The sequence below is a fragment of the Actinoplanes sp. NPDC051475 genome, assembly GCF_040689425.1.
Taxonomy (GTDB): domain Bacteria; phylum Actinomycetota; class Actinomycetes; order Mycobacteriales; family Micromonosporaceae; genus Actinoplanes.
Window position 1 is genome coordinate 1 of record NZ_JBFAZZ010000011.1, and the last position, 12934, is coordinate 12934.

Below are 12934 nucleotides of genomic sequence, written 5' to 3' on the forward strand. Positions count from 1 at the left end.
ACAGTCCACCGGCGGGATATCCGGTGCCGCTGGCCGCCGCCGTCACCGTGGCCGCCGACCGGCTCGCCGCCGATGCTCCCGCCGCCAGGCAGCTGCTGGCTCTGTGCGCGCACCTGGCCCCGGAACCCGTCCCGCTCGACCTGTTCACCGCCGCCGCCGGCCTGCCGGCGGAGCTGGCCGCCGCAGCCGGCAGCATCCTGGCGCTGGGACGCACCGCCGGTCGGCTGACCCGCTACGGCCTGGCCCGCACCACCACCCACGGGTTGCAGCTGCACCGGCTCACCCAAGCCATCCTGCGCGACACCGACCCCCGATCCGGTGTGCACCGCAGCACCGTCGAACGCCTGCTGGTCACCGCCCAACCCGACGACGGCACCAACCCCGCCTTCTGGCCCCGGTGGAGCCTGCTGATGCCGCACATCCTGGCCTGCGATCCGGCCGGCACCGACAACACCCGGCTGCGGTGGCTGGCCTACAGCGCCGGGTGGCACCTGCTCGCCCGCGGCGACGCCCGCACCGCCCTGCCGCTTGCCGAGCAGCTACACACCGCCTGGACCCGCCGGCACGGCCCCGACGACTCCACCACGCTGGCCGCCACCGGACTGCTCGCCTACGCCCACCGCGAACTCGGCCACTACGAACAGGCCCGCCGCCTCGACCAAGACGCCCTCGACCGCCGTCGGCGCATCTGCGGCGACGACCACCCGGACACTCTCACCTCCGCCCACAACCTCGCCATCGACCTGCGCGAGCTGGGGCAGTACGAGCAGGCCCGGCGCCTCGACGAAGACGTCCTGGAACGGCGCCGCCGCGTCCTCGGCAATGAGCACCACAACACCCTCACCTCCGCCGGCGCCCTCGCCGTCGACCTGCGCCGGCTGGGTGAGCACGAGCAGGCCCGCCGTCTCAACGAAGACGTCCTCGGCCGGCTCCGCCGCATCCTCGGCGACGACCACCCCGACACCCTCATCTCCGCCAGCAACCTCGCCATCGACCTGCACGAGCTGGGTGAGCACGAGCAGGCTCGCCGCCTCATCGAAGACGTCCTCGAGCGGCGCCGCCGCGTCCTCGGCGACGACCACCCCGACACCCTCATCTCTGCGAGTAACCTCGCGGAGAGCTTGACCAACCTGGGTGAGCACGAGCAGGCCCGCCGCCTCAACGAAGACGTCCTCGACCGGCGCCGTCGATTCCTCGGCGACGACCATCCCCACACTTTCACCTCCGCCATGAACCTCGCCATCGACCTGCGCCAGCTGGGTGAGCACGAGCAGGCGGATCGGTTGGAGCAGAACGTGGCACAGTGGCGGAGTGATCGCTGATCTGCGCAGCCGTAAGGGACCCGTACCTGTCTCGGCCGTCGCTGCTACTGCCCGTTCGTGAATTCGACGCGGGCGATGAGCTGCTTGAGTCGCGCGATCTCCTCGGCGAGCGCGACGTCACCAGCCGCGGTGAGCGAGATCCAGGTCCGGCCGCGCCGCCCGGCGTAACCCTTCTCGACCTCGACCAGGCCGGCCGTCTCCAGCACGCTCAGGTGCTGGGAGAGGTTGCCGGCGGTCAGCCCCAATTGGGTACGCAGATAGCCGAACTCCACCCGCCGAGCCTCGTGCGCGATGGTGAGGATGCCGAGCCGGACCCGCTGGTGCACCACGTCATCGAGGCCGGTGACCGGATGCGGCGCCGGTGCGTCGATGGGGTTGGTCACCGGGGGCGCCGCAGTCGTTGGGCCAGGGCGAAGCCGGCGCCGCCCAGCAACAGCACGCCGCCGTTGATGGCCAGTTGGGGTACGAACCAGGTGTGCGGTCCCCAGTGTGCGCCCCAGCCGAAGTTGATCGGCACCAGCACCACGACCAGGTAGGCGAGGGCGAACAGCAGCAGCGCGACGTGCCGTTCCAGCCAGGCCAGCACCAGCAGGGCCAATCCGATCGCGCCGGGCGGGTCGAGCAGCCGGAACAGGACCTGGACGGGGGTGGACGGCTCCTCGGGGTACGCCAGCAGGCCGAGGCGGGCCCACACGGCCGCGAAGGCGAAGCCCAGCCCGACGAGCGCGACGCCGGTGAGCACGTACGGCATGACCCGGGCGTCCACTCCCCGCGCCCGGGCGACCCGTAGATACCCGGCCGCGATCACCACGTAGGCCACCACCACCGCTGCCAGCCAGTAGAACGTCACGGTGGCGAACCAGACCTTGCACGCCTGCCCGTCGCCGATCGTGTGGCATTCGCTCACGACCTCGTGGCCGTACCGGTAGGCCGGGATCGCCCCGAACGTCACCAGGGCCAGGACGAGCAGCGGGAGCCAGGTCACCCGCTGGGCGAGACGTACCCGGCGCGCGAGGTCGCGCGCGTCAGCCAGGAGCCGGCGGGGATCACCGCCGGCGGGAACCGCTTCGGAAGTCATGCCAACAGGTTTGCATGACAAACCAATTGGCGCAACCATGAGAAGTGCGACGATCGACCGGTGAACATTTGGGAGGAACTGAGCCGCGAGGAGACCGTCGTCCTCACCAACGCGCTCGAGGAGGCCTGGCTCAATCAGGTCATCGGCGACTACCTCGGACACCGCGAGGAAGGTGGCATCTGGAGGTCCGGCAACGACGCCGACGCCATCGAAGCCCTGATCCCGCGGTTCGCCGCCGTCGTCCGGGACATGATCGGGCGCGGCCTCGTCGAGCTCGTGCGTACCGATCAGCCCATGACCGGTGCCGACGTCGAGGCCGCGCTCGCCGACCGGGCGACCTGGCTGCCCGCCGTCGGGGCGGGCCCGATCATGCTGATCCCGACCGACCACGCGGTGCGGCTGGTCCGCCCATGACGGACCGGCCACGGAAGTCGGAGTCCCGACGGCAGAGTGCGAAGACGCCGACGTACGGCGGTATGGTCGAGGCTCTGCCAGCGCCATCCGCGGGGGATCCATGTCCGTCGACGACGAGCCGACCGACCGGTACGAGTACGACATCTTCCTCAGTTACTGCCGCCGCAGCGGCAGTGCTCAGGAATGGGTCACGCAGCAGTTCTGCGAGCTGCTGGAGAAGTTCCTCGGCGACCTGATGCCGACGGCCCCGCGCATCTATCTGGACACCCGGATGGAGACCGGTAGCCGCTGGCCCGACCATCTGCGCCGCGGGTTGTCGCTGTCGAAGCTGATGGTCGCGGTCTGGAACGTCCCCTACTTCTATTCGCCGTGGTGCCTGGCTGAGTGGTACACGATGCAGCAGCGGGAGCGGTTGCTGGATTTCGCCGGGGCGGGGAATCCGGACGGACTCGTCATCCCTTTGCGGTACGCCGACGGGGACCATTTCGATGCCGAGGCCCGGGTACGCACCAAGACCGACATGCAGCCGTGGGCCCGGATCGGTCCCGCCTTCTCCGCGTCGGCCGACTACAACGACTTCGAACGCTGCGTGCGAAACCTTGCCGAGGAGTTGGCCGATCGGCTTCGCGGGGTTCCGCCGTGGCAGGAGTGGCCCGTCCTGATCCCGGACCCCCAGGTGGTGCCGGACGCGCCGCCGGCTCGAGGTCCGAAGACGTGGCTGGGGGCCGCCTGATGCCCGGCACCGTGGTGACCTTCTATTCGTACAAGGGTGGGGTGGGCCGGAGTTTCGCGCTCGCCAACGTGGCCACGATTCTGAGCCGGTGGGGTTTCCGGGTGCTGTGCGTGGACTGGGATCTGGATGCGCCGGGTCTCGGCTACTACTTCCGGGAGTTTCTGGCGGAGCAACCGGCCGGCGGCGTCGTGGATCTGATCACCGAGTGGGCGCGGGGCGAGCCGGGCCACGTCGACCGGTACATCGTGGACGTGGGCCTGCCGGGGATCCGGGGTCGTCTCGGTCTGCTGGCCGCCGGTGGACGCGGCGGTGACTACATCGAGATCGCGCAGTCCATCGACTGGTCGGAGCTGTACGAGAGACGGGACCTCGGCCGTTTCCTCGAGGAGTGCCGGGAGCGGTGGGCGGCCGCGTACGACTTCGTGCTCATCGACAGTCGTACCGGAATCACCGACATCGGGGCGGTCTGCACCGCGCAGCTGCCCGATGTCTTGATCATGCTCTTCACGGCCAACGAACAGAGCCTGGACGGCACGCTGGACGTCGCCGGGCGGGTCGAGAAGGCGCGCAATGCCCTTCCGTACGACCGGGCGCGCCTGTCGATCGTGCCGGTGCCGTCGCGGTTCGACGAGACCGAGGAGTACGACCGCGCGGCGACGTGGAAGGACCGGTTCGCGTCGCGGCTGGAGGGGCTGTACTCGGGCTGGCTCTGGCGGGACATGCCGATCAAGAAGGTGATATCGCATACGACCGTGCCATACGTGTCCAACTGGACGTTCGGCGAGCGGCTCGCCGCCCTGACCGAACGACAGCCGACGCCGCGGCAGATCTCGTACTCCCTGGAGACGATCGCCGCGCTCCTGGCGCACAAGCTGAGCCGCACCGAGCTCCTCGACACCGGGCGGGACTCGTACGTGGCCGCGGCCGAACGCGAGGGGCTCCTGCGGCGCAGCGGCATGACGTACGACGTCTTCCTGAACTACGCCGACGCCGACCGGACAGTCGCCGTCGCGCTGCGCGGCGAGCTGGAGCGCCGCGGAGGCCTGAGCGTGTTCTCCGACCAGACCGTCTCGGCCGGCAGCGGGTGGACGAAGACGCTCGAGGAGGCGATCACCCAGTCCCGGCACATGGTGGCGTTGGTCAGCGGCCACAGCGGCCGGGAGGACTTCATGGCGGTCGACCGGTTCTTCCGGCAGACGCTCGACGACGACACCCGACGCCTGCTGATCCCGGCGTACCTGCCCGGCACCCGGAGCGAGACGCTGCCGGGCTTCTTCGTCAGCATCCAGGCGGTCCGGGTCGAGGCGGCGGACGTGAAGATGGCGGCCGCGGAGATCATCCGCGCCATCGGCGCCACCACGCCCTGAGCCGTTGTTCGGCCTACCCACGACGGAGATAGGCCACCTTCCCGCTTTGTTCGAAATTGATCAATTCCCAACCGTGCGCCTCCAGCATCTCGACGGCGGTGAAGACGGCGTCGACGCGAATCGCGTGTCCGGAAGGGTCAATGATCGTCGGGTTGACGGAGATGTAGACGTAGCGGAGCGGGTATCCGTCCAGATTGACGCGGCCGGCGAGGATGTCGTCGGCGATGAACCACCGCGGCGGACGAGGCAGGCTCATCCGGGCACCAAGTCATCGAGGACGTCCTCGGCCACCTCGCCCGCCGCCTTGCTCAGTTCCGTTTTATCGGATGCTTCGGGCGCGGCGACGAGTCGTACGGTGGCCACCGCATTTCCCGAACGGGTGCGCACGACGATCGCGTCGCCCTCTTCCGTGACGAACCCCGTGTCGCCCACCTGGATCCGGTTGATCTGACCGGTGCTCAGCGTCTGCCATTGCGCGTCAGCGGCCTCCTGCCGTGCCCAGATGCTGATTCGTGCGTTCACGGCGGTGCCTCGGCCGTCGGTGGAGCCCCAGTGGCAGTCGGCATTCGTAAGGGTGCTGCTGGCGGCGTACTGATCCGTGGGAGCGCCGGCACCATCGGAGCCGATCCGCTGCGCCGCGGGGCTGGTGAGCTGCGGGCATTTCGACCCCAGCCCTTTCCAGTGGCCGCCGGGTGGCGGCAGGGCCCGGGTGGCAACGGAGCCCGAGGGGATGGGGATGCCACTGTCGATCGGTGACGTGTTCACGTCGGTGCAGCCGGTGAGAAACGTCGACGCGGCGAGCAGGCCCGAGGCGGCCCGGACGGCCCTCACGGGTTGACCGCCTGCGGCCACTTACCCTGCGGCAGGCCGGTGTGGTCGCCGTAATCCACGGCGAGTTCGGTGATCTTCTGCAGCACGTCGGCCAGCCGGTTGGCGAGGTTGGTCAGGTACTGCGCCAGCTGGGTGGTGCACTCGCCGAAGAGCTCGGAGAGGTGCAGGGCGCCCTGCTGCACGGCGGGGATATCGCCGGCCGCGGCTTCCCCGACGTCACTGACGATGGCTACCAGGACACCGACGATTTCGGCGACCCGGTCGGCAAGTTCCACGACGTAGGCCGTGTTCGCTTGAGCCACGTCGGCCAGCCACAGGCTTGTGGACTTGACCTTGTCGACGACCGCCCCGACCGCGTCACCCTGATCCTGTACCCGCGACTTGTAGGCCTCATGGGCAGGTCCGCGCCAGTTGTAGAGGGCACCGGAGGTGGGGGAGAGATCGGGGCCGATGTCGGACAGCGGTGTGTTGACCTTGGTCGCCCAGTCCAAGCCGACCTCGAACAACGACAGCACCGGGAAGGACCCGTTGATGGCTTTCTCCGAGGTCTGGAGAATGACCTCGACCTTCTGCCGAGCCTGCTCGATCAGGGTCCGGATCCGGTCGATACCTTCCCGGATGTCATCGGTGATCCATTCGGCGACCTTCTCCCACCAGTGGTCGGCTTCGAGCGCCTCCTGTACTCGGAGGAGAAACGCATTGATCGCGTTGATCAGATTGTTCCACTCCCGCTGGATGCCTTGGACGCCGCCTTCCAGCACGCTCACGCCGGCGCGGAACGTTCCCATGATGGCGGGCGCGAACGTCTGATCGGTGCCGGTCTGGCCAGGGGTCTTCGGTTCGGGTTGCGTCACATCAGCTCCATGGTCAGGATGACGCGATCGCGTCGAAGTTCTGCGCCACGTTCGCGTCGGCGTTCGCGTACCACTTGGCGTTCTTGGTGAGGGCGGCACCCATGTTGTCGAACTCGACGCCGGCTTGTGCGAACAGCGAGTTGAGCCATTCGTACATCTTGTCGTAGCCGGCCTTGAGGTCCATGGCGGTGACGACGCCGGTCAGGGCGTCGGTGACGACGAAGGCGGTCGCCTGCAGACTCTGGCCCTGCGCGCCTTGCGAGACCTCTCGCATCCGGGCAGCCAAGCCGTGCCACTTCTCGGCCTCTTTCTCGAGGCCGTCGACAGCCACCTCGATGGCCTGGTCCGAGAACCAGTCGTAGTCGGTCATCTCGTCTCTCCATCTTCGAATCGACGCCGGGCGGCCAGAAGCGCGTCGCATGCGTCAGCCGCCAGGGCCGAGCCGTCGGCGGCGCGAAGGCCCTGCTCGCTGACTGCCGCCCCCACCACGGCGAAACCGGACAGCACGACCCGGAACAGCCCCCGCGGGCCGGTGATCTCGGATCGCACACCGCTGTCGCGCTCACGAGCGAAACGCTCGGCGTTCGCCAGGATCTGCGCCGCCCTCTCGACTTTGCGGGACAGCTCCGAAGGGAAATCCGGCGAGTCGTAGGGCGGAAGCTCCCGATGCGGCTCGGACGTGAACAAGGTCTGATATCCGGGTTCGGAGACTGCGGAGGAATGCCCGTGGTGATTCAGCACGATGCGCGCCAGTCCTGCCTTGTCGCGGGCGAAGCGCAATGACTCCAGAACCGCCGCCGCGACGCCATGCGGTCCGACGGCATCCCACCAACCCTCGACGATCCCGACCTGTAGCAGGCTGCCGCCCAGGCCGACCACGCAGTACACCGTCCCGGAGCTGTCCGAGCCTTCGATTGCGTCCAGCCCTGGAGTCGGATCGCCCGGGCGCGAACCCGAAACCATGTCCTCGATGTTCTCGACGAAGCGCCTGGCGTCCCGCTCCTGCATATCGCTGACTGTCATCGTTGCCGTGACCCCCGCTTCATGATCGTGGATCATGGTACGACGACGTGGCATGCGGTCGCATTGAGCTGGTTGGATAGGCGTTTGTCGCCGTTACGTGCGGGTAGCCAACCACTGTGAGTAACCGAGACAATGCCATCACGGCGCGGCGGACGTTGATCGTCATCGGGCTGGTGCTGGCCACTCTGCTGGTTCTGGCGCTGATCCGGGCGACCGCTCAGGTGCTGACCTGGATCGTGGTCGCCGCCTTCTTCGCCGTCGCCCTGCACCCCGCGGTCAACTGGGTCGAACGCCGTGCCGCCTTCGGTAAGCGCTGGCTGGCCACGCTGCTGGTTTTCCTCGTCGCGCTGCTTCTTCTCGGTGGCCTCGCCACCGTTTTCATCGTGCCGCTGGTCCGGGAGGGATCGCAGGTCGTCTCCGACTTCCCGAAGATCATCGAGGACGCGCGGTCCGGTCGCGGCCCCGTCGGGGGGCTCATCGAGCGCTACAACCTTCTCGAGTACGCCCAGAGTCACGCCGACCGCGTCCGCGAGTACGCCTCCGGGCTGGGCGCACCCACCTTGGCCTTGGTGCGCGGGGCGGCGACCAGCGTCGCGGGCATCGTGACGATCTTCGTGCTGGCGTACCTGATGGTGCTCGAGGCGCCGAAGATCGTGCACGGGTTCCTCGCCCTGTTCGAAGACCGGCGGGCCGAGCGGATCCAGCGGGTCGGTCACGACTGCGCGAAGACCGTCACCGGTTACATCACCGGCAACCTGCTCATCAGCGTCATCTGCGGCTCGCTCACGTACGCGGTGCTGGCGATCCTGGGCGTCCCGTACGCGGGATTGATCGCCCTGTTCGTCGGGCTCGCCGACCTCATCCCGCTGGTCGGTGCCACGCTCGGCGCGGTCATCGCCACGCTGGCGGCGTTCGTGGAGTCCACCACGGCGGGCATCGTCGTGATCGTGTTCTTCGTGCTCTACCAGCAGCTGGAGAACCACCTGCTGCAGCCGATGATCTTCGCCCGTACGGTCAAGGTGAACCCGCTGACCGTGCTGATCGCCATCCTGATCGCGGTGGAGCTCGCCGGCATCCTCGGTGCGCTGCTGGCTATCCCGGTCGCCGGCATCCTGCAGATCATCGCCCGCGACATCTGGGACACCCGCCGGGGCCGCCTGAAGTCCGAGCCCACCATCGGCGAGAACCGGACCCCGGTGGACGGGGGAGAGCCGCCTGCCCTTCCCGCCCACGAGGGTGCGCGCTCCCTCGACGTGCCGCGGAGCGCCGACCCGGTGCAGCAGCCCCGCTAGCTACCGGGGGCGCTGCTGGCGGAAGGCGCCCTTGGACGGCCGCATGTTCTTGGGGATGGCGCCCTTCGGCATCTGCGGCCGGGCCATCAGCGCCGCCAGGCGCTTGTCCAGCGCGTTGACGTCCTTGCCGGTGAGGTTGCGGGGCAGCTTCATCATCGTCGTCCGCAGCTTGCGGATGGAGAGCTCGCCCTCCTGGGTGCCGATCACATAGTCGTACATCGGGGCGTTGCCGATGACCTTCGACAGGCGGCGCTTCTCCTGGCCCATCAGGTTGCGGACGCGCTGCGCCTGGCCCTCACCGAGCAGGATCACGCCGGGGCGGCCGATCACGACGTGGACCATGTCGAACTGGGTGGTCGAGCTGGCCGCGGGGCGGACGCGCCAGTCGCCCCGCATGTTCTCCATGATCGAGGCGGCCGCGCCGGGCTGGCCCTCCGCCGCGTTCATCATGGCGGCGTTGGACCGCAGGTTGAGCACGATCAGCGCGCCCAGCAGGGCCACCATGATGCCGATCGGGACCCAGACCCAGCCGAAGTCCAGGAGAACGAGGAGCACGATCACCGCGAGCGGGATCAGCACCGCCGCGATGAGCAGCGGGACGAACCACTTGTCCTGCTTCGCCGTGAACGCGAACACCTGGCCGATCTGCTTCAGGCGCTCGACGAACGACACCTTCTCCTGGGGTTTTGCCATACCCGAAAGTGTAAGGGTCCGCGTGGTGCCTTACGTGGCCAGGACCCTCGGGTAAGGCGGTCCCGGGGCCGAAGATCGGGCACCTTCCCCATGCCCGCCGGGGGCCTTCGCGCGAAGAGTCTTGGACATCGGAGAACGACCAGCGAGGGAGACACCGATGTTCTCGTTCCAGGACCCAGGATTCCAGCTCGACCTCTACCACCAGCGCGCCGGGGAGGAGCAGCGGGCGGCTGCCGCGTACCGGATCGCCCGCGAGGCCTCCACCCCCGGCCGGCACCGGCACGCCTGGTGGTCGCGTCCCGCGCGGCGCCCGCGCCCGGTACGGGCGCCGGCGGCCTTGTGACCCGGCCGGAGACATCGACGTGATCGCGACGTTCGGGGCCGGTGCCGGGACGGCCTGGCATGGCATGCTCGACAGCGTGACCGCGTACGCCACCAGTGACGTCCTGGTCGGCCGGGAGGCCGACCTCGCCGCCCTGCGCGACGCGCTGAAACGCACCCGCGGCGCCGAGCCCACCGCCGTGCTCGTCGGCGGCGAGGCCGGCGTCGGCAAGACCCGGCTCGTCGAGGAGTTCGGCCGCACCGCCACCGCCGACGGCGCCCGCGTGCTCACCGGGCAATGCCTCGAGCTCGGCGAGGAAGGCCTGCCCTTCGCGCCCTTCGCCGCGGCCCTGCGCGACCTGGTACGCGCCGACGGCGTGGCCGTGCTCGACGGACGCGACCAGGACTTCGCCCGGCTGCTGCCGGAGCTGGGGCCGCCCGGCGACGCCGTGCTGGAGACCCGGCGCGGCTACCTGTTCGAGCTGGTCGCGGCCCTGTTCGCGCGGGTGTCGGCGGAGCGGCCGCTGGTGCTCGTCCTGGAGGACCTGCACTGGGCCGACCGGTCGACCCGGGACCTGATCGGCTTCCTGGTGCGCTCCGCCCGGCTGCCGCAGGTGCTGCTGGTGGCCACGTACCGGACTGACGAACTGCACCGCGGCCACCCGCTGCGGCCGTTCCTGGCCGAGCTCGATCGGGTGCGAGGGGTGCAGCGCATCGAGCTGGACCGCCTCGGCCGCGACGGTACGGCGCAGATGCTCACCCACCTGCTCGGCGCGGAACCGGAGCCGGCGCTCGTCGACACCGTGCACGACCGCGCCCAGGGCAACCCGTTCTTCATCGAACAGTTCGCGGCCTCCGGCGACCCCGAGTGCTGCGACATCCCGCACAGCCTGCGCGACCTGCTGCTGACCCGCGTCGACCAGCTCCCCGAGCAGGCCCAGCGGGTGCTGCGGGTCGCGGCGGTCGGCGGCACGAGGTTCGGTCACGAACTGCTCAGCGCCGTCGCCGGCATGGACGAGGGCGAGCTGGAGTCGGCCCTGCGCATCGTCGTCGCGGCCCAGCTCATCACCGTCGACACGGACGGCGGGTACGAGTTCCGGCATGCGCTCGTGCGGGAGGCCGTACACGACGATCTGCTGCCGGGGGAGCACGCCCGCCTGCATGCCCGCTATGCCGAGACGGTGGAGGCGCAGCCGCATCTCGTGGCGATGGGCCGGGCACCGGCCGAGATCGCCCACCACTGGCACGCCGCCCACGACTATCCGAGAGCCCTGACCGCGGCACGGCAAGCGGCCGGCGCCGCGGCCCGCCGGTACGCGTACGCGGAACAGTCCCGGCTGCTGGAGCGGGTCCTGGAGCTGTGGGAACTCGTCGACGACGCGGCGGAACGCCTGGGCGCGGGCCACATCGACCTGCTCGAGGAGAGCGCCCTCGCGGCGATCGACGCCGGGGACCACCAGCGCGCGCTCAAGCTGACCCGGGCTGCGCTGGCCGACCTCGACCATGCCGCCGAACCGCTGCGCGCCGCCCGGCTGCTCGTGCGCCGCGCCAAACTCCTCTACAACGCCGGCAAGAGCGACGGCGCCGACGAATCACGTGAGGCCTATCGGCTGCTGCACGGCGTGGCGGCCTCTCAGGAGCGGGTGGTGCTGCTGGCCGACGTGTCGTACCAGCTCAGTGGCGTCGACGACGAGGAAGCCGGCCGGGTGGCGGCCGAGGCCATGGCGGCGGCCGCGGAACTCGGTGACGTCTCGACCGAGGTGGCGGCCACCATCGTGTACGGCAGAGCCTGCGGCGGCCGGCTCCCCGCGGAGGAGGCCCTGCCCACGATGGAGGCCGCGGCGGTCCGCGCCCGCGCCACCGGCGACCTGCCCAACCTCGCCCGTGCCCTGGTCAACATCTCCGACTCCCTCTTCGAGCTCGGCCGCTACGAGGAGTCGGCGGCGGCCGCGGCCGAAGGCGTCCCGTACGCGGACCGGGTCGGGGTCAGCCGCACCACCGGCGTGTTCCTGCTGGCCAACCACGCGGAGGCGCTGGTCGCGCTGGGCCGCTGGGACGAGGCGGACGCGCGTCTGGAGGAGGCCGCCCGGCACGACCCGCCCGGGACGCTCGCGCTGCCCTGGCTGCGGCTGCGGGCCGGGTTGCGGCTGGCTCGGGGTCACGAGGCGGCGGAGCCGCTGGTGCAGCGGTCGGTGGCGTACCTCGGCAAGCCGTACCTGAATCTGGACAACAGGCTGTCTCTGCTGGAGTTGCGCATCCTCGGCGCCCGGCCGCCCGCCGACGAGGCCGCGGCGCGCGTCGCGGTATCGGAACCATCAATCGCCAAACGTCCCCGGTACGGCTGGCCGCTCCTGGCCGCCGCCGCAACCGTCGACGCGCCGGACATCCGCGCCGAGGTCGGCAGGATCGCGGCGACCATGCCGCAGCCGTACCCGTCCCATCGCGCGTACGCGGCCCAGGTCCGCGCCCTGCTGGACGGCGGCCCGGGGGCCTGGCGGGCGGCGGAGCAGGCCTGGCGGGCCGACGGCCAGCGGTATCCGCTGGCGGTGACGCTCCTGGGCCGCGCGGCGGCGGAAGCGGCGGCCGGGGACCGGACGGCCGCGGGGGAGGCGATCGAGGAGGCGGCGGCGATCGCCCGGGCGCTGGGTGCCGGGCCGCTCGCGGAGGAGGCGGACACGCTGGCCCGCCGGATCGGATTGCGGTCGGCGGCCCATCCGGCGCCTACGGGTACGGAGGTGCTGACGGACCGGGAGCGCGAGGTGCTGCGGCTCGTCGCGGAGGGGCAGAGCAACAGCCGGATCGCGGAACGGTTGTACATCTCTCCGAAGACGGCGAGCGTGCACGTCTCGCGGATCATCGCGAAGCTGTCGGTGACGAGCAGGGGCGAGGCGGCGGCGGTGGCTCATCGTCTCGGGCTGCTGGACTGACCGTCGGAGCTTGATACCCTTACGCGAATATTGTCCGTTTCGGTCTGGGGGACGCTTGGACGATCACGGGTCCCTGCAG

The 12934-nt window shown here is 70.0% G+C and carries 15 protein-coding genes; 7 read left to right on the forward strand and 8 right to left on the reverse strand.

The annotated features are described in order from the left end of the window. On the forward strand, positions 1-1322 hold a 1322-nt coding region (gene fxsT / locus AB0368_RS22360), incomplete at its 5' end, for an FxSxx-COOH system tetratricopeptide repeat protein (protein WP_366155868.1). A gap of 44 nt (positions 1323-1366) precedes the next feature. Here fxsT and AB0368_RS22365 read toward each other — a convergent pair. Both AB0368_RS22365 and AB0368_RS22370 read right to left on the reverse strand, forming a co-directional pair. Then, positions 1367-1705 carry a transcriptional regulator gene (locus AB0368_RS22365; protein WP_366155869.1) on the reverse strand — a complete coding sequence of 113 codons (339 nt, stop codon included), beginning with the start codon at positions 1703-1705 and terminating at the stop codon, positions 1367-1369. Further along, positions 1702-2400: a hypothetical protein gene (locus AB0368_RS22370; protein WP_366155870.1), complete on the reverse strand. Its 699-nt coding sequence runs from the start codon at positions 2398-2400 to the stop codon at positions 1702-1704. Before AB0368_RS22370 ends, AB0368_RS22365 begins: the two co-directional genes overlap by 4 nt. Before the next feature lie 60 nt (positions 2401-2460). On the opposite strand from AB0368_RS22370, the gene AB0368_RS22375 reads away from it, so the two are divergent. The 3 genes from AB0368_RS22375 (at position 2461) to AB0368_RS22385 (ending at position 4914) form a co-directional block, all read left to right on the forward strand. Beyond that, positions 2461-2814: a hypothetical protein gene (locus AB0368_RS22375; RefSeq protein ID WP_366155871.1), complete on the forward strand. Its 354-nt coding sequence runs from the start codon at positions 2461-2463 to the stop codon at positions 2812-2814. Between the two features lie 100 nt (positions 2815-2914). Further along, positions 2915-3547, forward strand: a complete 633-nt coding sequence (locus tag AB0368_RS22380; protein ID WP_366155872.1) for a toll/interleukin-1 receptor domain-containing protein — start codon at positions 2915-2917, stop codon at positions 3545-3547. Beyond that, positions 3529-4914, forward strand: a complete 1386-nt coding sequence (locus tag AB0368_RS22385) for a TIR domain-containing protein (RefSeq protein WP_366155873.1) — start codon at positions 3529-3531, stop codon at positions 4912-4914. The genes AB0368_RS22380 and AB0368_RS22385 overlap by 19 nt, the downstream gene beginning before the upstream one ends. A gap of 13 nt (positions 4915-4927) precedes the next feature. Here AB0368_RS22385 and AB0368_RS22390 read toward each other — a convergent pair whose 3' ends face one another. Genes AB0368_RS22390 through AB0368_RS22410 form a run of 5 tightly spaced genes read right to left on the reverse strand, consistent with a single transcriptional unit; the run spans position 4928 to position 7658 of the window. Further along, positions 4928-5170: a hypothetical protein gene (locus AB0368_RS22390; protein ID WP_366155874.1), complete on the reverse strand. Its 243-nt coding sequence runs from the start codon at positions 5168-5170 to the stop codon at positions 4928-4930. Continuing rightward, positions 5167-5745: a hypothetical protein gene (locus AB0368_RS22395; RefSeq protein WP_366155875.1), complete on the reverse strand. Its 579-nt coding sequence runs from the start codon at positions 5743-5745 to the stop codon at positions 5167-5169. The genes AB0368_RS22390 and AB0368_RS22395 overlap by 4 nt, the downstream gene beginning before the upstream one ends. Next, positions 5742-6599, reverse strand: a complete 858-nt coding sequence (locus tag AB0368_RS22400; protein WP_366155876.1) for a hypothetical protein — start codon at positions 6597-6599, stop codon at positions 5742-5744. The genes AB0368_RS22395 and AB0368_RS22400 overlap by 4 nt, the downstream gene beginning before the upstream one ends. 13 nt (positions 6600-6612) lie before the next feature. Beyond that, positions 6613-6969, reverse strand: coding sequence for a hypothetical protein (locus tag AB0368_RS22405; protein ID WP_366155877.1), 357 nt, complete (start codon positions 6967-6969; stop codon positions 6613-6615). Beyond that, positions 6966-7658, reverse strand: coding sequence for a hypothetical protein (locus AB0368_RS22410; RefSeq protein ID WP_366155878.1), 693 nt, complete (start codon positions 7656-7658; stop codon positions 6966-6968). Before AB0368_RS22410 ends, AB0368_RS22405 begins: the two co-directional genes overlap by 4 nt. A gap of 80 nt (positions 7659-7738) precedes the next feature. Here AB0368_RS22410 and AB0368_RS22415 point away from each other — a divergent pair, with 80 nt between their 5' ends. Then, positions 7739-8914 carry an AI-2E family transporter gene (locus AB0368_RS22415; RefSeq protein WP_366155879.1) on the forward strand — a complete coding sequence of 392 codons (1176 nt, stop codon included), beginning with the start codon at positions 7739-7741 and terminating at the stop codon, positions 8912-8914. Here AB0368_RS22415 and AB0368_RS22420 read toward each other — a convergent pair whose 3' ends face one another. Continuing rightward, positions 8915-9607, reverse strand: a complete 693-nt coding sequence (locus tag AB0368_RS22420; RefSeq protein ID WP_366155880.1) for a DUF4191 domain-containing protein — start codon at positions 9605-9607, stop codon at positions 8915-8917. A 157-nt stretch (positions 9608-9764) separates the two neighbouring features. Between AB0368_RS22420 and AB0368_RS22425 the strand changes: the two genes are divergently transcribed. Continuing rightward, positions 9765-9950: a hypothetical protein gene (locus tag AB0368_RS22425; RefSeq protein WP_366155881.1), complete on the forward strand. Its 186-nt coding sequence runs from the start codon at positions 9765-9767 to the stop codon at positions 9948-9950. Positions 9951-9969: 19 nt separating this feature from the next. Then, positions 9970-12855 carry an AAA family ATPase gene (locus AB0368_RS22430; RefSeq protein WP_366155882.1) on the forward strand — a complete coding sequence of 962 codons (2886 nt, stop codon included), beginning with the start codon at positions 9970-9972 and terminating at the stop codon, positions 12853-12855. Positions 12856-12934 lie beyond the last annotated feature (79 nt).

Bases quoted from the DNA above. Each gene is read 5' to 3' on its own strand.
- AB0368_RS22405 (WP_366155877.1), bottom strand. From the start codon at position 6,969: ATGACCGACTACGACTGGTTCTCGGACCAGGCCATCGAGGTGGCTGTC.
- AB0368_RS22425 (WP_366155881.1), top strand. From the start codon at position 9,765: ATGTTCTCGTTCCAGGACCCAGGATTCCAGCTCGACCTCTACCACCAG.
- AB0368_RS22380 (WP_366155872.1), top strand. From the start codon at position 2,915: ATGTCCGTCGACGACGAGCCGACCGACCGGTACGAGTACGACATCTTC.
- AB0368_RS22410 (WP_366155878.1), bottom strand. From the start codon at position 7,658: ATGATCCACGATCATGAAGCGGGGGTCACGGCAACGATGACAGTCAGC.
- AB0368_RS22420 (WP_366155880.1), bottom strand. From the start codon at position 9,607: ATGGCAAAACCCCAGGAGAAGGTGTCGTTCGTCGAGCGCCTGAAGCAG.
- AB0368_RS22390 (WP_366155874.1), bottom strand. From the start codon at position 5,170: ATGAGCCTGCCTCGTCCGCCGCGGTGGTTCATCGCCGACGACATCCTC.
- AB0368_RS22370 (WP_366155870.1), bottom strand. From the start codon at position 2,400: ATGACTTCCGAAGCGGTTCCCGCCGGCGGTGATCCCCGCCGGCTCCTG.